Raw genomic sequence first — 18,923 nt, 5'->3', positions numbered from 1 at the left:
CGACGCTTCGACATGCGCTCAACATGGCGATTCGCCAGGATCGGCTGCTGGACTTCAACCCCGCCGCCGTTGTCGAGCTCGGTGTGGTGACCCGGCCCAAGCCGGTCATCTGGACCGTGGAGCGCGTGACCCAGTGGCGAGAGGACCACGCCGCTCATCTGGACTGGCTCAAGCGGACCTGCCAGGGTAAGCGGGTCCACCCGGTCGCCGCCTGCGCCCCGGCCTTCGCCGGTCATGGTGTGGACGCCCGAGCAGACGAACGCCTTCCTCATGCACGCGCGAAAGGACCGGTTGTTCGTCCTGTATCGGCTGATCGCGATGCGCGGCCTGAGGCGTGGGGAAGGGGTGGGGCTGCGCTGGACCGATGTCATCTTCGAGCGGTCGAGGATCGGGATTCACTGGCAGATCACCCAGCTCGGCTGGGACCCGATCCAGGGCACTCCCAAGACCGATGCCAGCGATCGCGAGATCGCCGTCGACACCGAGACCATGGCCCTGCTCAAAGAACACAAGAAGCGGCAAGCTCGGGAGCGGCTGGCCGCGGGCGAGGACTGGGTGGACTCGGGGTTCGTCTTCACCAATGAGTTCGGGCGGCCGCTGCATCCCCAGCATGTGACCGACCGCTTCTACCAGATCTGCTACCAGGCGGGCCTGCCACCGGTCCGGCTGCACGACCTGCGCCACGGCGCGGCCACCGCGATGCTCGCCGCCGGGGTAGACATCAAGATCGTGCAGGAAACACTAGGGCACAAGACCTCCGCGTTCACCCGCGACACCTACACCAGCGTCTACCCCGAGGCGGCTGCGGCTGCCGCCGAGGCAACCGCCGCCTTTCTCACCGGACCGGCCGTTCCCACGCCCCGGCCAGTGCCGTTCGGACGAGCCGCCACTGATCCCACAAGGACGGAGATGCCCAGCGAGACGAAGGGGGCAGTGATCCACCTGCCCACCAGGTAGCCGTCCTGAAGAAGCACGTCGGTGCTGTGGCCTGCGGACGTGACCGCGGTGCTTCTCCAAGCGTCTCGGTCCGGCAGCAGCACAGGCTGGGAAGGTGGCGTGCTGCTGCCGGACGTCTACGGAGGTGGGCGGCCCCTCACGTCGCACGGCTCTGCGTCTGCGACGCCATCTCAATCGAGGGGCCGCCCTGGGCGGCGATCAGGCGGACGGGGGCACCGCCGTGATCGCCGCCGGACAGGTGGCAGGCCGGTCTCCGCCTACCGGCCTGCCACGTCGGGGGTGACGCGTCCACGCCTGCACTCCAGGCCTTCGCGGTCACCTCCATCTCGAGAGTGCGTCGAGCTCGTCTGGTCGACGGTCGAGCGCGCCCGAGAAGTGTGCTCTCACCGGGTCTCCCGGACGGCCGGGTGAGAGCGCTGCCAGCCGCAGGCTCCCGCCCCGATGACGGGTTGCGGCTGACAGGGTTTGTGGAGCCTGTCCGATGGTGCCGAACGGGCAGCTTTGGCGGTCTCTCAAGTCCTGTGCGCCGCCGTCGCGGGATGGCGGGCGCACGATATCGGAGGCGGCTACCGCCCTGGGCAGGTCAGGCGAACTGATGGGCGGCCGGAGTCAGCACGTGGCCGATGCGTCTGGCGGCGATGGCCGCGTCCCTGACCGGGGTGATCGGTTCGGCCCACGACCACCAGAAGCTCCACTCGCCTTCTACCGGTGCGGCCATGATGACCTCGCACAGGGAGGCGCAGCCGGGATTGATGACTCTCAGTCTCGGCAGCCGCTCAGGCTGCGTGAGGATGCGGGTGTGCAGGCCCTGCGCCTTCAGCAGAGTCTGCAGGTCGCCCAGGTAGGTACTGGCCTGGTCGGCCACGGCGGCGGGGACAGGTTCAGACATGAGACGGTCTCCCAGAGAGGATGGTCAGCGGCGACTTCTAGGCAGGTGGTTGGTTACGGCCGGTGGAACGCCGGGCGAGGAAGACCTTCCACGCGATCACTGCAACGACGCCGCAGAGGATGGACCCGAGCACCGCCTGGGACGCCGGCCGAGCCAGGGTGGCGGGGGCCAGCAGCACGAAGGCAACGAACCCGGCAGTCAGGAGCAGTGCCATCGCGCAGAGCACCTTGTCACGGGACATGGAGGAACCTTCCTTCACTAGAGAGGGGAAGAGTCGTGAGGTCGGGATCGTGGGTGAAGGTGGTCAGCGGCAGAACAGTGAGCGGTCGCTGGCCTGCCGGCGGCGAGCTCGCCACCGGTGCCCGAGCGCGGCGGCGAAGACGTTCGGCCCCAGCACGAGCACCGCGACGATGACCGGGAAGGGGGGCGCTTTCGGGGGAGGCGGTGATCCAGCCGACGAGTCCGGCGGTGACGAACAGCGTTAGGACCGTGATCAGGTGATGGTGTCGGATGAATGCGTTCCCGTTGTCTGATGTCAGCCAGAACCCAAGGGCGTGGTCCGGCGGCGGGTTAGATCGGGGTCTGGAAGAGCTCTTCCAGCTGCGCTGGGGTGGGCTTGCGGTCCAGGTGGCACCACACGCAGCGGGTTTCACTTCCGGGCGTCCGGTAGCTTCCCCACCGGCTGCGCGACAGGTTGTCCACGATCGCCAGTCCTCGCCCGTGCTCGGAGTGCAGATTCGCCCCCTGCATGGGGATGTGTGCGGGTGTCGAGCAGCGTGAGCCGGGATCGGTCACCACCAGCCGCAGGACGGTCTCGTCCTGGGACAACTTGAGTGTGATTTGGCAAGGGGAGCCGTCAGCGGTGGTGGCGTCGGTGTATTTCACGGCGTTGGTGACCAGCTCCGAGGTCGCCAATGTCACGATCTCGTAGGCGGCGTGTCCGGTTCCCAGCCATGTGCGCACTGCCTGACGCGCTAGGTATGGCGCTTGGTCGCTGCACGTTAGCTGGGTGGCACCAAGTTCCTCGAAGTGGGTGATGGGAGTCATGGGATAGATCACCGTATTCGCCTCGCTACTTCCCAGCCTTCATCAGCACTTTCGGCGTCCATGTGAGGTGTAGACACACGCTGTGATGATCGCCGACCCCTGCGTATGTCAGAGAATGAGGCCCTGCGGTTGACGTTGAGTCGGCAAGGCCGCACGCGCGATTTCAGGCCAAGTTCCGTCAGCCGCAGCTCGTCTGGTTTTCGAAATGCTTCAAAATCTCTGCCAGCCTCGGCGGTCTGCTCTCGGGCGCCCAGTTCGATTCCGGCGTGAATCTTCCCGATCTGGATGACGGCGTGCCGTGTTTGACGCAAGGCCAAGCCGAGGCGCACCGAATCACCACACGAATGCGAATTCACGTAGAACACCCTCTTGTCGCTTTTGCTCTCTTTGTGGCCGGAGGTGCCGCACCATTCACGAGATCATTTGTGGAATGAAGGGGGGCGAGCCCCTTGACTCCCTGTGTTCTCTCCATAGCTTGGTGTCTTGGAGGTAAGTTGTGGCGCAGTCTTCGCCGCCATTCATCCGACAGCCTGTCGCATTCATGCGTGTGGGATGCGTGGCCGATGTGGGACCAATCATGTGGAGGTGGAACATGCCCGCACCACGCCAACTCGACCCGAACGAGAGCAGGACAGCGGCATTCGGCGCTGAGCTGCGGCGCATGCGCGAGGAAGCCCGGCTCACCCAGGCCGAACTCGGACGCCGCGCCGGGTACTCATCCAGCCAGATCGGCGCGGTCGAGGTCGGCAAACGCCCGCCCACCGAACAATTCCTCACCGAGGTCGAGAAGGCACTCGGGCCCGGCCTGCGTGACCTGTGGACTTCGCTGTCGCACCACCGCGACACCGCCCCAACCTGGTTCGCACCCTGGCTGCAGGAAGAGGAACAGGCCCAATCCCTGCGCACCTGGCAGCCTCTGGTGATCCCCGGGCTGCTGCAGACGGCCGACTACGCCCGCGCCCTACTGGAAAGCGAGAACGGCTACGACGCCGAACGCATCGATGCCCTCGTGGCTACCCGTCTGGCCAGACAGAAGATCCTCACGCGCACCAATCCGCCTCGCTACCTGGTGGTACTGGACGAAGGGGTACTCGGCCGGCCCATCGGCAATCCTGGAGTCATGCACGAGCAATTGGAGCGACTGCTGGAGGCTACGCACGTCCCACACATCACCGTGCAGATCTGCCCGCTGGGCGCCAACCCCGGCTTGAGCGGAGGTATCGTCATCGCGAAAGCTCCCAATGGCACCCGTCGCACGGTGTACCTGGAGACCGCCGCGGAACCGCTCGTCACAAGCCATGCCGAGGTGGTTGAAATGGTTACCATGAAATTGGACGCCATCCGGGCGGATGCTCTCCCTCAGAGGGCGTCGGTCGAGTTCATCAGGAAGATGGTGGAGAAATGGACCTGACGGCCGAGCTGGAGACGGCGGCCTGGCGCAAGGCGACACGCTCGACCGGCAACGGCGGAGACTGCATTGAAGTCGCACCACTGTCCGGCGGCCGTGTCGGCATCCGTGACACCGAAGCGCCTGATCAGGCCCCCTTTGTTGTTCGCCCCGAAGTATGGGCCGCGTTCATCGACGGGGTAAAGAAGGGCGAGTTCGACTTCTGACCCCTCGACGACGGCAACGATCAGGGCCTCGGCTAAGCCGAGGCCCTGTGAGCTCGCCTGAACGTCACCTCGAAGCAGGCGCTGGCCCCGGTTTCTCCAAGATCCCAGCACGGATGCCTCACACACCATGAGTAGCTGGTCACGCACCGCGCGGGAAGCTATGGCCGGCCACCCCGAGCCCTGCTCCAGGCAGCGGCGGTCAGAGAGATCTGGAACGGAATCCGGCGTCGGCGAGGTTCTCCGAGGTGAGTGAACACCTGCCGTTGCGGCCGGAGGAATCCTGATCGTGACGGCCCAGGGGCAGGCGGTCAGCCCGCTTCCGGCGGCTTGGGCGAGGGTCCCAGGGGCGGTGTCACGGCCCGTGTCGCGGTCACGGTCAGGATGGCTTGTTCAACCGATGATGCGACCTGGAACGCGGCGCGCAGGCCGGTGATCGACAGGATGCGTTCCAGCCGGGCCGGCACCTGTGCCAGCACCAGGCCGGCCTGCTGCTGGCGGCTTTGCTGCAGCAGCAGCACCAGGACGCCGACGCCCGTGGAGTCGCAGAAGGTCACGCCGCTCAGGTCCACCACCAGCGCGCTGGACAGGGCCGCCTGCCAGGGATCTTTGACCTGGTGGTGCAGTAGGCCGGCGAATTGGTAGTCGAGTTCGCCGGCCACGCGCGCCACGATGTAGTCCTGGTGCACGACGATGGAGACGGCGAAGCTCTCGAGGGAGCCGTGGTCCTCGGTCACGGGACGTCTTTCTCAGAGAAGGGCGGTCAGCTTCAATGGCCGGCGCCGCGCCGGTCTGGCTGTCGCGGACTTGTCGTGGCTCCCTGGTGTTTCGGGTGCGGCTTGTCCTGATGCCCCCGGGTGTGGCCGGGGGCCGGGAGCGGTCAGTGACGCTGGCGGAGTTCTTCGCGCTGGCGGAGTTCTTCGTTGATGCGCAGCGCGTCGGCGAGCTGGTCTTCCAGGATGATGATGCGGCAGGCCGCTTCCAGCTGGGTGCCGGCGTCGACGAGTTCGCGGGCGCGGGCGGCCAGGCGCAGCTGGTAGCGGGAGAAGCGGCGGTGGCCGCCCTCGCTGCGTAGCGGCTCGATCAGCTTGGCGGCGCCGAGGCTGCGCAGGAACGTCGGGGTGACGCCGAGGATCTCGGCGGCCCTGCCCATGCTGTAGGCGGGATAGTCCTCGTCATCGAGCCGCTGCCCGGGACTGGCGGCCGCGTCGACCTCCTGGGCCGGATGAGGGGCTGGGTGAGCGCCGGTGAGGCGGGGCTGCTCCCGCCTGGAGGCGGTGACTGTTGCCTGAGGTGTTTGATCCATTCAACCTTCCCGAATGCGAACAGGGGCCCCGGCGCCATGATGCGCCGGGGCCCAGAGGTTTAACACCATCGACCGGCCCTGCCTGCGTGCTGCAGGGGCGGTTCACTTATGCCGCGCCAGCCGCCAGATGCGGGGGTGCGGGGATCGCGTAAGCGTGACCGTAGACCACCGTCCTGTTCGTGGAGCTGCGGTACCCGTGCGGCGACATGCGGCCGGCGACGGGCGATCCTGATGGCGTTCAACACTCCCTTCCAGTTATCCGTGCCTTGGCACCCTGACCGCTGGTGCCGCCTTCCTGCATACGGCAGCGCGTCCACCGCCCCGGCCCTCTTGCTCAACCACCTGGCCGCGGCAGTCCGACCTTCTGCCTTCACTTCACTTGCTTCTGTTCTGCGTTTCCGGCACCTCGACTTCTGGTGCCACCTTCGTGCAACGGCAGCGCGTCCACCACCCGGGCCCTGTTCTACTGCGCCGGCCCCGGCAGTCCGACCTTCTGCCTTCACTTCGTTCTGTACTGCTGCTGTCCACGTCCGTCCGGGCAGTTCGTCGTGCTGCTCGTCCTGCGCTGCCCGCGTGGATCCGTCCCTTGCGATGTCAGGAACTCTAGCCGCTCTCCGCGCGAATGTCTACTGTTGCGGCAACAGATTTCCTTGCGCGCGTCAGGCAAGATGTTGCCCTCTCGCCACATGATCGACGCGAGAAGCGGGCAGAGCCGGGGTGAGGTGATGGCGATGGGCGAGCACGACCAGGACCACGACGGGGCAAGGGCGACGATCAGGGGCGCAGGGGACGGGTTGGCGATCGTGGTGTGGCATTCGGCGGTGTGCCCGGTGATCGGCTTGCGGGGTGAGCTGCGCGCCGCGACGGCCGCCGGCTTCATCCGGGAGGCGGACCGCGTGCTGGCGAGCCGGCCCGCCGCGGTGGTGGTGGATCTGTCGAGGCTGGCGTTCTGCGATTTCGAAGGTGTGGGCGCGCTGATCGGCGCGGAGCGGCGAACGCGCGAGCTCGGCGGCCGGCTGGTGCTGGCCGGGGCCCGCGGCGGGTGCGCACGGCTGCTGCACCGCACCGGCCTGGACCGGATCTTCCGGCTGCTTCCCGGCCCGCCGGTCGCCGTGCCGAGTGGCTCTACGCAGCTGGTCGCCGGGTAAACCCCGGCCAGGCCAAGGATCACCGATCAGAGTGCCTGCGGTCTCAAGCACCTGTCCTGGCACACCCTCGGCGGTCACTTCCGCAACTCTGGGCCGCCGCCGGTCAGGGCGTGCCCGGCCGCTACACCCAGCGTGAGGTGTTTCCTCGCTGAGCGTTACTTTGCGGCTGGTGACAAGAACCCGAGCACCGGGCCAATTACGCTGTGTGCTGCAGGGGTCTGGGGTGTTAGAGCCACTCCAGGCCCCTTCGTCTTTATGTGCACCCACCTGGCACTCTGACTGATCCTGCTTAGGGCTGGTCCTTGAGGATCCAGCTGTTGATCGCGGACTGCCCCGCCGGGCAGCTGACGTAGACCGAACCATCCCCTGTCTGCTTGGCCGAGGTCCGGAGGGTGGGGGAGTTGAAGTCTCCGCAGCTCAGGCGCAGGTACCAGTTTCCGGTGTAGCCGCCGGCGCAGGTGCCCTTGGCGTTGGTGGTACCGGTCCAGGTGTAGCAGGCCCGGCACTCGGGTCGGTGCCACCAGCCGCAAAGTAGAGCGGCCCATGTCCGCCATTTTCCCCTGGTTGTCTAGGGTTGGAGGACCCTTCCAGCAGGTCAGAGGATGATGGTCTCTTCTTTCACGTAGGCCAAGTTGACCGAACGTAGCCCAGGCCCATGAAGAACCGAGCGTGTGGAGAGCGCCTCGAGGTCGTTTGGGGCGCGTCGCAGGACTCCGACACTTGGCGTTTAAGTGATCTTGCCTGGAGGTGAACCGTGGCCCCGCCCTTGACGGGGCCACGGTGGCGTGATTGTGGTCAAGCCTTGGTTGATGCGGCCGCCCTGGCGGCTTGCTCGATCTTCGCGCAGTAGGCTGCCCGGCTTCCTCGTCGATCTGCTTCTCGTGTTCGGCGCGCAACCCTATCCGGCCGTCGAGGCCCTCGCGCAGGATATCGGCGTGCCCAGCATGCCGGGTGGACTCGCCGAGGACATGGACCATGATGGCGAACAGGTTCGTGTGCCTGGCCGGTGTTGACTCCGGCCACCACGGCACGTGGCCGGGGGCGTCGAGGGGAAGCTCGTTGATCGTCGCGTCCGAGTGTTCCCACGTGCGCCGGTAGAACCCGATGATCTGATCGCGGGTCTCGTCCTCGGTCGCCCACAGATCGCTGCCGTTGGAGTCCTGCCACCGGGGCAGCGGTTCGGGGAAGGGCGGTCGAAGACCTTGCCGAAGTACCTGGCCTCGATGGTGGCCACGTGTTTGACAAGGCCGAGGAGGTTGGTCCCGGTCGCTGTCACAGGTCGGCGGGCGTGCGGCCCGTCGGGATTCCCCGTGTCTCGCGCGGCTCGTCCCAACGGCTCGAACATGCATCAGGCGCGGACCACCGCCACGGCCTCGACTTCGACCAGCTGATCGGTGTAGCCGAGCACGGTCACCCCGAGCAGCGTGCTCGGCGCGTCATGGTCCCCCATGTACTCGCGGTAGACCTCCCAGGCGGTGACGAGGTCGGCTTGGCGGGAGGAGGCGACGTAGACGGTGCTTTTGGCGATGTCGGTCAGGGACGCGCCGGCGCCGTCGAGCGCGGTGACGAGGTTGCGCATCACCTGGTGGCTCTGGGCGGCGTAGTCGCCAGGGGCGACAGTCTTGCCGTCAAGGTCGAGGGGGCAGGCGCCGGCCACCCACACGCAGCGCACGGGGATGTCGGCGACCGCGGCGTAGGCGTAGTCGACGGCTTGAGTGAGCCGCTCGTCGCGAATCAGTCGGACACCAGGATTACTAGGCATTCGCATATAATCTACACTTGCTTATCATCTGTCAACGAGTACGGTTGGGTGCTGTGACAGATCGCCTTGATCTCGCGGCCATGCTCCAGCCATTGGTGCAGTCGCTCATCGCCGCCGAGCAGCCCGTGCTGGCCGCGCACGGGATCTCCATGTGGGGCTACGCGGTGCTCACCGCCCTGGCTGACACCGCCGTGCGCACGCAGGCCGCCCTAGCCGAGGCGATCGGCGCGGACAAGACCCGCATCATCAGCACCCTCGACAGGCTCCAGGACGCAGGGCTGATCACCCGGGACCCCGACCCCCGCGACCGGCGCGCCCGCATCCTCGCGATCACCGCCGAAGGCGCCCTCCTTCACCGGTCCGTACGTACCGCCATCCAAGCCGGCGAGGACCGCCTGCTCGACCGGCTGCCGCCGGCCGACCGCGCCACCTTCCTGTGCGCCGTGCAGACTCTGGCCCGGCTCCCCCGCGACAGCTAGGGCGGTAAGCCTGGCTATGCACCTGCTAATGTCTGTTGGCATGTGCTGGACGTCGAGGTGAGTGATCCCGCGCCTACGGGAGACGACCTGGTGCGGGTGTTGGCCACCTTGTCCAGCCCGCATCGGCTGCGCGTCATCGCGGCCCTAGCAGGCGGCCGGAACTACGTGAGCCGACTGGCGCGTGAGCTGGGCATCAGCAGAGCGCTGCTCCAGGTCCACTTGAAGAAGCTGGAGGCCGCCGGCCTGGTTGCCTCGCAGCTGGAGCTGTCGGAAGAAGGAAAGGCAATGAAGTATTACGAGCTGCGCAGGTTCTCGATCCACCTGACGCCGGAGCTCATCCTGGACGCAACACGGACGCTGACCACCGAGAAGGACTCGGAGCGATGAACGAGCATGAGTGGCAGGAAGTCATCGGCACCATCGGCGTGTTCGTCCTGATCACCGTCGTGGTCGTCACGGTCATCTGGCAATTCGCCATCTCCTGGCGGGCCAAGGCGCAGCTGGCACGCGAGAACGAGTACAAAAAGATCGCCGAGGCCGCCGCCGCCTCCCAGCAGGACATCGGACGGCAGCTCGCCGAGATCAATGACCGGCTCTCGGCGCTGCGCGACCGTACCGACGCCATTGAGCTGATGCTCAAGGTTGTCGAGTAGCACCCCAACCCCCCAGACACGATTCCGGGCCGCCGAGCTGCAACTCGACGGCCCGGGAGGGGGAGATGTACCACCTCGCCGGCAGGCGAGTTCCACAGGAACACTCCACCAAGAACGAGGAGAGCAGTTCATGCTGCCCGAAAGCAAATCGGCCCCTCGCGACGGCACGGCGCCTGGGCCTCCGAGGGCCAGGACCGGCGTGATCGCGGCCGTCGCGGGCTGGTCGGTCCGGCACCGCGCCCTGGCCATCGCTGGTTGGGCCGCGTTGGTCCTGGCCGCCGTGCTGTCCAGCGCGCTGGTTTCGGGCGACGACGCGCGCGCCGTCGACCCCGGCGAGGCAGGCCGCGCCCAGCAGATGGTGGACGCCCAGCGCGGCGGCAACTCCGTACGAGAGAACGTGCTGATCCAGCCGCGTGAAGGCACAGGCCTCTTCTCCGATGACCCGAAGCTGCGCGCCGCCGCGGAAGATCTGGTGACGCTGCTGCGTCGGACACCGCAGGCAGTCCAGGACATCGGCTCGCCGCTGGCGGCGCACGGGGAGCGCTGGGTGTCACGCGATGGTCGTTCCGGGCTGGTCACCTTCGAAGTCGTCGGTCCAGACGAAAGGTTCGACGACAACTACGCCGCTGCAGTCGCAGCCGTGGAGCAGGCTCAGCGGAGCCATCCTGGGGTGCGTTTCAGCCAGGCGGGCGACCGCAGTCTGTCCGGTGCAGTCGACAAGGGCATCAAGAACGACCTCGGGCGTGCCGAGACGACGTCTCTGCCGCTGACCATCGTGATCCTGCTGGCCGTGTTCGGCTCGCTGATCGCCGCCGGGATCCCGCTCCTGCTGTCGGCGACCGTCGTGGCGGCCACGTTCGGACTGCTGGGGTTCATCGGGCAGTGGGTGCCGTTCAACGGCGCCGCCTCGGCCATCGTGCTGCTGATCGGCATGGCGGTCGGCATCGACTACTCGCTGTTCTACCTGCGCCGGGTCCGGGAGGAACGCGCCGCGGGCCATGACGTGCGCGAGGCGCTGCGGCGTACCGCACAGACCTCGGGGCACGCGATCGTGGCTTCCGGATTGACCGTCATGCTCTGCCTGGCCGGCCTGCTGTTCACCGGCGTGGACGTCTTCAAGGGCCTGACCGCCGGCACGGTCCTGGTCGTCGGCCTGGCCGTGCTCGGCTCGCTGACGGTACTGCCCGCGCTGCTGGCGGTTCTGGGGCACCGGGTGGACTGGGCCCGCATCCCCTTGCTGGGCCGACACAGGATCGCGGCCGGCGAGTCCCGCATCTGGGGGCAGGTGGCCCAGGCGGTGGTCGCCAGACCGGTGCTGAGCGGGGCCGCCGTGAGCATGGTGCTGCTGGTGCTGGCGCTGCCCGTCCTCGGCATCAGGCTCCAGGACGCGGCCGTGACCTCCAGCCTGCCGCCGGGCATCTCCCCGGCCGTGGATGCCGCGACCACGATGCAGGGCGCGTTTCCGGGCGCGGCGACGGCCGCTCGCGTGGTCCTCGCACGCCGGGATGGCGGCTCGGCCGACACCCAGCGGGTACGCGCCGCGATCGAAGGGCTGCACCAGCAGACAATCTCCAGCGGCGGCATGCTGCTCGAACCGATCACCGCCGTTGCGGTCGGCCACGTGATGGTGGTGCGCGTTCCACTGGCCGGGGCCGTCACCGACCCGGTGGCCGATCGGGCGCTGGCCATGCTGCGCGAGCGGGCGCTGCCTGCGACATTCGGGCAGGTGACCGGTGTCTCCTACGCTGTGACGGGCAAGACCGCCACGCCCCACGACTTCGCTGCGCAGGTGAATGAGCGGACCCCGATCGTGGTCGCCTTCGTCCTCGCTCTGGCCTTCGTGCTGCTTGCCGTGACGTTCCGATCGTGGACGATCCCGCTGGTGTCGATCCTGCTCAACCTGCTGTCCATCGGCGCGGCGTGCGGGGTATTGGTCTGGGTCTTCCAGGACGGCCATCTGGAGTCGCTGCTGGGATTCGTCTCCTATGGCGGGGTGGTGAGCTGGCTGCCCTTGTTCATGTTCGTCATCCTGTTCGGGCTGAGCATGGACTACCACATCTTCATCCTCAGCCGGATCAAGGAACGCCGGCTCGGCGGCGCCTCCGCCCGCGAGGCGATCGTCGGTGGCATCGCGGGCAGCGCCGGGGTCGTCAGCGGCGCCGCGTTCATCATGATCGGCGTCTTCACGGTCTTCGTGACACTGTCGGCCATCGAGTACAAGATGCTGGGACTGGGCATGGCGGTTGCCATCCTCATCGACGCGACCGTGGTCCGTGGTGTGCTGCTGCCGGCCGCGATGACGCTGCTCGGAGAGCGAACCTGGATGCGCCGCCCCGCGACGCCGATGCCGTAGCAGGAAGCGCCGGCGTGCCGGGTGGCGTCCCGCCCGCCGGCGCCCGGCGCTCACCCGCCAATCCTTCGATCTCCTGGTTCGACGGTGTCATGCACCGCAGCATGCGGGCACGAGCGGTGCATGCCTTTGCGCCTAGTGCTAAGGAGGGTGCACTCTCTGCCAACGACTTACATGATCGACCGTAAGTATGCTGTGCAGGCCGGATCCGCCGAAGTGGGTTCTGGCACAGGAACTTTCGAAGGACTTTACGTACAGGGACAAGAAATGAAGACAAATCTCAGGCGATGGGGTGCCCTCGGCGCCACGGCCATTTCCATGGCAGGGGCCATGGTCGTGATGGGCGGGGCAACCGCAGCGCACGCAGACACCCGGTGTAGCGCGAGCGCGATCCTTATCAATGACAGCCCCGGCGGAGACCACATGCAGTTGGCGTGGGGACACTCCCACAGGACCGGTAACCACTTTGTCAGTGGCTCCACATGGGACGGCGCTGCGGGGAAGTACAAATGGTACTGGTTTGCCGACAATGATGGCGGTTCGGATGGTGACACCGGCGACACCTTCTATGGCTACTCCTGGTGCAACACATCTGCGCCACCGCCGCCGGAGAGCGTGTGAAAGGTGTTCGGGAACAAGGACCGTGACGCCGTGACGGTGTGTCCATAGTCGGATGCCGTAAGGGGCTTCAGGGAGTAACGGCAGGATAAGCGCCGCTATATGGTGTGCAGTTTCCGGCACGCCATATAGCGGCTACGCGACGTGAAAGGCGTCCGGGGCAGCCCAGCGGCATTCCAAAAGTTCCGCTGTAACTCGCAGGCAGCCAGGGGCTGGTCCAGGGCGCTGCCGCGGTGAGCATCTGATCGGGCGAACGGGCACGGAAGAAGGCGTGGATCTGTTTAAGAAGTCCTAACAGAATGAACAGCGGTTTAGGCGTCGCCAGCAGATGATCGCGCGGCGAGGGTCATGAAGGCTTCGTGGATGTCGTCGCGGATCTCCCAGCGGATGCGCAGGCGGCGGAACCAGTGCAGCAACGCGATCTTCTGCTCGATCACCCATCGGCGTATGCCCAGGCCGGAGCCGTGCCCGGCACCCGGCGGGCGATGACCGGCTTGATCCCGGTGGCCCAGACCATCCGCCGGTACTTGTCGTGGTCGCATCCCCGATCGGCGTACAACACCTTGGGCCGGTGTGGGGCCGGCCGCGACGATCCCCGCCGGCGGCATCGACCGCAGCAGCGGCATGACCTGGGTGATGTCGTTGCGGTTGCCGCCGGTCAGGGACGGGGCGAGGGGGAAGCCCCATCGGCTCTTGGCCATTCGTTACCTGCGGGCGCGAACCTATCTGGTGCTGGATGAAAACGTGGCCCGGCTCAGTCCGTCCATAAGGCAGCACATCAACGCTTATCCGGACATGTTGCCGAGTCGTTATGGTCCTATCCTGTGCGCCTGGACACTCGTGGACGTCGAAGGGTTCGTCGCTCCAGCGGCACCAGGCGTCGGTGTCCTTGATGTGGAGCAGGAACTCGGCGACTGGTGTGCCGTCGGGTCGATCAACGAGTGCCATCGAGCGGCGTAGCCGCTCCGGAGAATGACCAGCTCAAGCCCTATGCGATGACTTTGAAGCGGTACAGGCTGCGAGACTCCGAACATCCTGAAAATCCCGCATATGTTGTCTTGCCCTCGGTCTGGGCCGGGTTCATCGACGGCGCCAAGAAGGGCGAGTTCGACTTCTGACCAGCACTGCTATCGAAGGAGATAGGGCCTCGTTGGCTGGGTTGAACAGCGACTGCGAATGACTTCACCACTTGTGCCATGCACCCTGCCCCAAGCAGCCAAGACAGCATGACGCCTCGGCCCGCTGCGCTTGTGTCTTTCTTGAGGTGCTGGCCAGTGGTAAGAGAGCCATGCCACAAGTAGCCGGCGGGCCCATACGAGTGAAAACACGAAGGCGGGTCCCGGCCGGAAGGCCGGACCCGCCTCTCGGGACCCGCTGCGCGTGAAGACCGATGGTCTGACGCGTTGTTGCAGGCCGCCGGAAAGACGTCAGAAGAACTTCAGCCGTTCCGGAAGGTCTTGGTCGGCGTCTTGGACGAACACTTTGCCACCTTCGCGCTGGATGCGTTCAAGGTAGGCATAGACCTGCAGGGCACGGTTGATGGTGTCGGTCTTGCTGTCGCCGGTGATGCTCACGGCTTCATCCAGTGCACGTGACGATCGAGGGGTCAAGTTCACCGTGACCCGCTCTAGCCGTTGCGTAACAGCAGTCTCATCTTGGGCAGCAGTTCCGTTCTTGGCCATGGTGTCAGTTCATTCCTCTGCGGAGTCCCCGGCCCCTAGTGGCGACTTGGGGCTCGGGCGAGGCATACCACGGCTGGGGGCAGCGAAACTTGCCGTGGGGCCTTGGTGCTGGGTGAGGGCGAGGTGGGGCGGCTTGGACGGCGGACGGAGGGGATGCCCAGCCGCGCCAGGAGCGTTTTGACGGTTGCGGTGATGGACGTGTTGCGCAGACAGGGGGCGGCCATCGGTGCCGTCGAGTGGGGTCACGATGCTCGCGGTTGTCGCTTCGACATTTCGCCTCCTGGGGTCCTGAGGGATCAGCCCGATGTAGCGACGCATCTCACGCTTCCCCTCGCAAGGTGCATCTTGTTGCATCGGTTGTTACGGGGGATCGTACGAACAGCGAAGGCTAAGGTCAAGCTGTTTGCTGCATGTCATGCATCACAATGCTTCATTTTAGCGACTGATTGATGAGTGACGTATGACCGTTGTGTGACTCTTGTGTGTTCGTGAGAGGGGGTTGGTGGTAGGCTGCCGCGAAAGATCCCGCCGGGTGTCCGCAGCCCCCTGCGGGAGTCGCGGGATCTTGGGTTTGTGTTCAGCGTCACCTGATCGCCCCGCTCATCGGCGGACACTTCTCGAGAAAGCCCAAGCCCGTGCAGAAGTCCGAAGTCGACATCCATAACGTCGACACCACCGATCTCACTCAAGAGGAAGGCGCTCCGTCAGTCAGGGCGGATGTCCTGGCCGACCGGAGCCCGACCAAGCTCAACATCGAGGTGGAGCTCCTCAAGGGTTTCCGCTTCAAGATGGTGACCGAGACGGCCGACCACGTGACCACGAGGTTGGCGCAGACCCTGATTATGGTCGTCATCGCTGCGGCCGTGCCCGGTGCTCTGACGGCCGGCCTCCTGCAGTTGGCCTCGGCGCCGGGGTGGCTTGTCGCCATCGCGGGAGTGGGCGTCATGATTGTGGTCGGGGTCGTTTGCTTGAGGTGGATCAGCGCCCAGCACCGCAAGAGCGAGGAGTCGATGAAGGTGGAGGAGCAGCGGCCCGGCTCCTAGCCGGGATCGTGGCGGCGCGCCTGTTGTGAGAGCCGCCCGGACCATCCGGAACGCCGGGCCGAACATGGCCGACGCCGCCGGCTGATCGGGGCGGCTCTCAACATGAGCGCCCCACCTCACAGGCACTTTGCGATGCCCGGCCTCCCCTCTGATCGTCCGCGGACGATTCTGGGAACGGAACTCTTCCACCTCGGCACGGTGGAGATCATCTGATGGTGTCATCTCCGCCCGGGATGCCAGAGATGGCATAGTCGCGCGTCTCGTTCGAGAGGACGGCGCGCGGGAAGCCAGACCCAAACGCCAACACCGATCTTCGGCGCAGGACGACCCGCACCGGCCTTCACTGCGGAAGCAGCCATCGCCCGGTCATGACAACCAGTAGTCATGCCGGTCGAAGGGAGGGTACTCGAAGGACCTTGGCAAGTACCGCCGAGCCCCATGGCCTGGCGGGAGAAATCTCGGATCGATTTGATGCGCGAGGTGGAGCACGACAGGCTTGGCCAGTGCTCGGGCGAGTATGCGATCAAGCCCGGCGTGTTCCGCTCGTCCAGCGATTCACCCGGCCTGCTGGTGGGCGTTGTACGAGTTTGGCTGTGTGGTGTGGGTCGAGGCGAGCGGTAGCGGACAGCTCGAACCGTGATATTTCGACCCGCGGCCCGGCCCCGATGCGCCGGGCGCGTGCCGAAGAGCATGTGATGAGCACGAACTCGGCCATTCTCGCCTCTCATAGAGGCTCAGGAAACGAGAAATCCCAGGTCAGGCGGGGTGTGATGCGGTAGGGCGCCCGGGGCTCGAACCCGGAACCTACGGATTAAAAGCCCGCAGCTCTGTTTCCGCATGCCGGAGAGTGTCGCGTGCTGTTGCACAGGTTCAGAAAGCGCTAGCGCAAATGCGTGGAATTCGGGCATCCGTACATGAAACGGCGGCGGCGATTCGCCCCTGAATGTCATGGTTACGAAATCGTGTGTGGTTGGTGGTTGATCGGAGTGTTCTGCGTGAACTCCGATGCTGATTTGACCAAAGGCTAACCTGACGCGGTGTCCGAACTCGGCTCTTGAGGCCGGTATTTGAACAAGTGACAGGACACGTTCGCCCGCCAGGTCGAGGCACATGATGGTGCACTTCAGCCGCTTCGCCGAACCTTTATCGCTCTGCCTTCGCGTCGGAAGGGGAAACCGGCGCCGCGCGACCAGCGGTGGCCATCTGCGTGAGGCCCGCCTCCTTCCACCAGCCGTGCCGGCCGGGCGTCCGGGCGGGACGTGAGCGTGTCCGGGGGATGTGACCAGCGGATATCGCTTGACGCGGGCGTTGAAGGTGGGCGTCGATACCCCCGCCCCTGCCAACCGGTGGCCCCCGTGGTGTGCCGCTGCGGCCGTCCACGGCCGTGTACCGGGCCGACGGGGGTGCCAACCGCCCCTGGGAACGGCGCCCGCATCCGCGTACCGCCGGACGGCCGACCGCGCCCCCTGCGGGACGGACGGCAGCCCGCCGGTGGGGGTCATGCACGGGTGCACATCCCATGAACGGCCCGTGTCCGCCCGGGCGGCGGGGCGCCGAAGAAGTGTGTCGTTGAGCAGCGACGACACGGCAGAAACCAACGAGAAAGGTAAGACGCCGCAGATGAACGGAACCACCTTCAAGACGTGTTCGTGCCGGGACGAGGCGAGCGGCAAGAAGCTGGGCAAGGCGTGTCCGAAGCTGCGCCGCCCGGGCGGCGGCGGGGAGCGGTGGAGCAGTACCCACGGCCGGTGGGCGTATCAGCTGGAGCTGCCCCCGCACGCTGATGGGCGGCGGCGTAATCCGCTGCGGCGGCGGGGGTTTGCCACGCAGGAGGAGGTCGAGGCCGAACTGGAACAGGCCCGCGCGCTGCTGGCGCTGGATGAGGACCCACACGTCCAGCGGAAGATCGCCGAGCTGATGCTGTCCGTACTCAAAGACACCAAGGCGTTGCCGCCGGTGGAAGAGGTGCGGCGCAAGGTCCGCACCCATCAGGACCTCAACCCGACCATCACGGTCGCCGAGTGGATGCAGGAGTTTCTGCGTCGTAAGCGGAAGATCGACGCTACGACGCGGCGCTCGTATGAGGCGCACATCCGCCTGTACTTCACCCCCTACCTGGGTGATATCCGGCTGGATCGGCTGCGGGTCTCCGACATCGGGGGCATGTTCGATGCGATCGAGGAGTTCAACGACGTCATCGCCAGCGCCCGCGCCAGCGGCGATGCCGAGCAGCGGGCGCAGGTGAAGTACCGGCGGCCGGTCGGCCCGGCAACGATGCACCGCATCCGGGCCACGCTGCGGCACGCGTTGAACATCGCGATCAAGCAGGATCGACTGATCGACTTCAACCCCGCCGCGGTGGTCGAACTGCCGGACGCGGAGCGTCCTAAAGGGTTGGTGTGGACCGATGAGCGGGTCGCCGACTGGAACGGAGAGTTGCAGCGGCGGCTCGCCGCCGAGCAGCAGCGGCGCGGCGCGATGCTGAGCCGCGCTGGCATGGTCAGCGTCTATGTGGGCACGCCGAGGCCATCGCCGGTGATGGTGTGGACGCCCGCGCACACGTTCGCCTTCCTCGCCCGGGCGGCCACCCACCGGTTGTTCGCGCTGTATCGGCTGATCGCGCTGCGCGGGCTGCGCCGGGGTGAGGCCGTCGGGTTGCGCTGGAAGGACGTGGACCTGGACGCGGGGACGGCGGGGGTGCATTGGCAGATCACCCAGCTGGGCTGGGAGCCGGTGCAGGGCAGGCCGAAGACCGAGGCCAGCGACCGCACCATCGCCTTGGATGAGGACACCGTCACCGCGCTGCGCGCGCACCGCAAACGGCAGGCGGCTGAGCGGCTGGCTGCGGGTGAAGATTGGGTGGACAGCGGCTTCGTGTTCACCGACGAGATCGGCCGGCCGCTGCATCCGCAGCAGGTCAGCGACCAGTTCTACCTACTGGCCTTCGAGGTCGGGCTGCCGCCGGTGCGGCTGCATGACCTGCGCCACGGAGCCGCCTCGCTCATGCTCACCGCCGGGGTCGATCTGAAGATCGTGCAGGAGACGCTGGGGCACGTCTCGTCCACCTTCACCCGCGACACCTACACCAGCGTCTACCCGGAGGTGGCCCGCGCCGCCGCCGAATCCACCGCGGCCCTCGTCAACACCGCAGCGGCTGGCGCCCGCACGGCACGGTTGATCACCTTGCCGGCCCATACCGGCGAGAACATCACCTGAACCGTCGAACCTGAGCGGGCCCGTCGATCCTCCGGCGGGCCTGCTCTTTTGTCGTCAGCCGTCAGCGCACAGGTCGTGCAGCCGATCGATCCCCTCCCTGCGCCGTGAAACGGGGCGAGCGGATGGCAGCGAGAAGCAGCGGATCTTTTATCTGCTGGTCAC

At 66.5% G+C, this 18,923-nt stretch carries 20 protein-coding genes and 3 pseudogenes; 13 read left to right on the top strand and 10 right to left on the bottom strand.

The features are described 5' to 3' along the window. Nucleotides 1-234 precede the first annotated feature (234 nt). Entirely contained in the window at nucleotides 235-957 is a 723-nt protein-coding gene (locus tag ACIA8R_RS33665; RefSeq protein ID WP_397041971.1) for a site-specific integrase, read from the top strand. Between the two features lie 583 nt (nucleotides 958-1,540). Here ACIA8R_RS33665 and ACIA8R_RS33660 read toward each other — a convergent pair. The 3 genes from ACIA8R_RS33660 to ACIA8R_RS33650 form a co-directional block, all read right to left on the bottom strand. Next, a complete protein-coding gene (locus tag ACIA8R_RS33660) occupies nucleotides 1,541-1,846 on the bottom strand; it encodes a hypothetical protein (RefSeq protein WP_397041970.1) in 306 nt (101 codons plus the stop codon). 37 nt (nucleotides 1,847-1,883) lie between these two features. Further along, on the bottom strand, nucleotides 1,884-2,087 hold the full coding sequence (locus tag ACIA8R_RS33655) for a hypothetical protein (protein ID WP_397041969.1): 204 nt from the start codon (nucleotides 2,085-2,087) through the stop codon (nucleotides 1,884-1,886). Nucleotides 2,088-2,416: 329 nt separating this feature from the next. Next, on the bottom strand, nucleotides 2,417-2,893 hold the full coding sequence (locus tag ACIA8R_RS33650) for an ATP-binding protein (RefSeq protein ID WP_397041968.1): 477 nt from the start codon (nucleotides 2,891-2,893) through the stop codon (nucleotides 2,417-2,419). Nucleotides 2,894-3,485: 592 nt separating this feature from the next. Here ACIA8R_RS33650 and ACIA8R_RS33645 point away from each other — a divergent pair. Both ACIA8R_RS33645 and ACIA8R_RS33640 read left to right on the top strand, forming a co-directional pair. After that, a complete protein-coding gene (locus tag ACIA8R_RS33645; protein ID WP_397041967.1) occupies nucleotides 3,486-4,304 on the top strand; it encodes a helix-turn-helix transcriptional regulator in 819 nt (272 codons plus the stop codon). Then, entirely contained in the window at nucleotides 4,295-4,507 is a 213-nt protein-coding gene (locus ACIA8R_RS33640; RefSeq protein WP_397041966.1) for a DUF397 domain-containing protein, read from the top strand. Before ACIA8R_RS33645 ends, ACIA8R_RS33640 begins: the two co-directional genes overlap by 10 nt. Before the next feature lie 308 nt (nucleotides 4,508-4,815). Here ACIA8R_RS33640 and ACIA8R_RS33635 read toward each other — a convergent pair whose 3' ends face one another. Then, nucleotides 4,816-5,241, bottom strand: a complete 426-nt coding sequence (locus ACIA8R_RS33635; RefSeq protein ID WP_397041965.1) for an STAS domain-containing protein — start codon at nucleotides 5,239-5,241, stop codon at nucleotides 4,816-4,818. 143 nt (nucleotides 5,242-5,384) lie between these two features. Beyond that, nucleotides 5,385-5,657, bottom strand: a complete 273-nt coding sequence (locus tag ACIA8R_RS33630) for a MerR family transcriptional regulator (RefSeq protein ID WP_397042035.1) — start codon at nucleotides 5,655-5,657, stop codon at nucleotides 5,385-5,387. Between the two features lie 839 nt (nucleotides 5,658-6,496). Here ACIA8R_RS33630 and ACIA8R_RS33625 point away from each other — a divergent pair. Next, a complete protein-coding gene (locus tag ACIA8R_RS33625) occupies nucleotides 6,497-6,958 on the top strand; it encodes an STAS domain-containing protein (RefSeq protein ID WP_397041964.1) in 462 nt (153 codons plus the stop codon). Nucleotides 6,959-7,113: 155 nt separating this feature from the next. On the opposite strand, the pseudogene ACIA8R_RS33620 reads toward ACIA8R_RS33625, so the two are convergent. Further along, a pseudogene (locus ACIA8R_RS33620) lies at nucleotides 7,114-8,303 on the bottom strand (DinB family protein). A 3-nt stretch (nucleotides 8,304-8,306) separates the two neighbouring features. Beyond that, nucleotides 8,307-8,720, bottom strand: a complete 414-nt coding sequence (locus ACIA8R_RS33615; protein WP_397041963.1) for a RidA family protein — start codon at nucleotides 8,718-8,720, stop codon at nucleotides 8,307-8,309. A gap of 53 nt (nucleotides 8,721-8,773) precedes the next feature. On the opposite strand from ACIA8R_RS33615, the gene ACIA8R_RS33610 reads away from it, so the two are divergent. The 5 genes from ACIA8R_RS33610 (at nucleotide 8,774) to ACIA8R_RS33590 (ending at nucleotide 12,823) form a co-directional block, all read left to right on the top strand. Continuing rightward, nucleotides 8,774-9,199, top strand: a complete 426-nt coding sequence (locus ACIA8R_RS33610; protein ID WP_397041962.1) for a MarR family winged helix-turn-helix transcriptional regulator — start codon at nucleotides 8,774-8,776, stop codon at nucleotides 9,197-9,199. Between the two features lie 42 nt (nucleotides 9,200-9,241). After that, a complete protein-coding gene (locus ACIA8R_RS33605) occupies nucleotides 9,242-9,586 on the top strand; it encodes an ArsR/SmtB family transcription factor (RefSeq protein ID WP_397041961.1) in 345 nt (114 codons plus the stop codon). Beyond that, entirely contained in the window at nucleotides 9,583-9,852 is a 270-nt protein-coding gene (locus tag ACIA8R_RS33600) for a hypothetical protein (protein ID WP_397041960.1), read from the top strand. The genes ACIA8R_RS33605 and ACIA8R_RS33600 overlap by 4 nt, the downstream gene beginning before the upstream one ends. A 199-nt stretch (nucleotides 9,853-10,051) precedes the next feature. After that, the gene (locus tag ACIA8R_RS33595; protein WP_397041959.1) at nucleotides 10,052-12,205 is read left to right on the top strand and encodes an MMPL family transporter; all 2,154 of its coding nucleotides are present in this window, start codon (nucleotides 10,052-10,054) and stop codon (nucleotides 12,203-12,205) included. Between the two features lie 171 nt (nucleotides 12,206-12,376). Next, a complete protein-coding gene (locus ACIA8R_RS33590; protein WP_397041958.1) occupies nucleotides 12,377-12,823 on the top strand; it encodes a hypothetical protein in 447 nt (148 codons plus the stop codon). 164 nt (nucleotides 12,824-12,987) lie between these two features. On the opposite strand, the pseudogene ACIA8R_RS33585 reads toward ACIA8R_RS33590, so the two are convergent. Beyond that, nucleotides 12,988-13,112, bottom strand: a pseudogene (locus ACIA8R_RS33585) (IS630 family transposase); the annotation flags it as partial. Further along, a pseudogene (locus ACIA8R_RS33580) lies at nucleotides 13,112-13,503 on the bottom strand (transposase); the annotation flags it as partial. The pseudogenes ACIA8R_RS33580 and ACIA8R_RS33585, both read right to left, overlap by 1 nt. Before the next feature lie 10 nt (nucleotides 13,504-13,513). Here ACIA8R_RS33580 and ACIA8R_RS33575 point away from each other — a divergent pair. Next, nucleotides 13,514-13,780, top strand: a complete 267-nt coding sequence (locus tag ACIA8R_RS33575) for a hypothetical protein (RefSeq protein WP_397041957.1) — start codon at nucleotides 13,514-13,516, stop codon at nucleotides 13,778-13,780. A 35-nt stretch (nucleotides 13,781-13,815) separates the two neighbouring features. Beyond that, nucleotides 13,816-13,938, top strand: coding sequence for a DUF397 domain-containing protein (locus tag ACIA8R_RS33570; RefSeq protein ID WP_397041956.1), 123 nt, complete (start codon nucleotides 13,816-13,818; stop codon nucleotides 13,936-13,938). 309 nt (nucleotides 13,939-14,247) lie between these two features. Here the strand turns inward: ACIA8R_RS33570 and ACIA8R_RS33565 are convergent, their stop codons facing one another. Beyond that, entirely contained in the window at nucleotides 14,248-14,502 is a 255-nt protein-coding gene (locus tag ACIA8R_RS33565; protein ID WP_397041955.1) for a hypothetical protein, read from the bottom strand. Between the two features lie 635 nt (nucleotides 14,503-15,137). Here ACIA8R_RS33565 and ACIA8R_RS33560 point away from each other — a divergent pair. Both ACIA8R_RS33560 and xerC read left to right on the top strand, forming a co-directional pair. Beyond that, a complete protein-coding gene (locus ACIA8R_RS33560) occupies nucleotides 15,138-15,545 on the top strand; it encodes a hypothetical protein (protein WP_397041954.1) in 408 nt (135 codons plus the stop codon). A 1,569-nt stretch (nucleotides 15,546-17,114) separates the two neighbouring features. Then, nucleotides 17,115-18,761: a tyrosine recombinase XerC gene (gene xerC / locus ACIA8R_RS33555; RefSeq protein ID WP_397041953.1), complete on the top strand. Its 1,647-nt coding sequence runs from the start codon at nucleotides 17,115-17,117 to the stop codon at nucleotides 18,759-18,761. Nucleotides 18,762-18,923: the final 162 nt, after the last annotated feature.

It is taken from the genome of Nonomuraea sp. NPDC051191 (assembly GCF_044455665.1).
In the GTDB taxonomy this organism is placed as follows: Bacteria; Actinomycetota; Actinomycetes; order Streptosporangiales; family Streptosporangiaceae; genus Nonomuraea.
The sequence above is the reverse complement of the archived record's forward strand: the minus strand, read 5'-3'. Positions and strand labels throughout refer to the sequence as shown.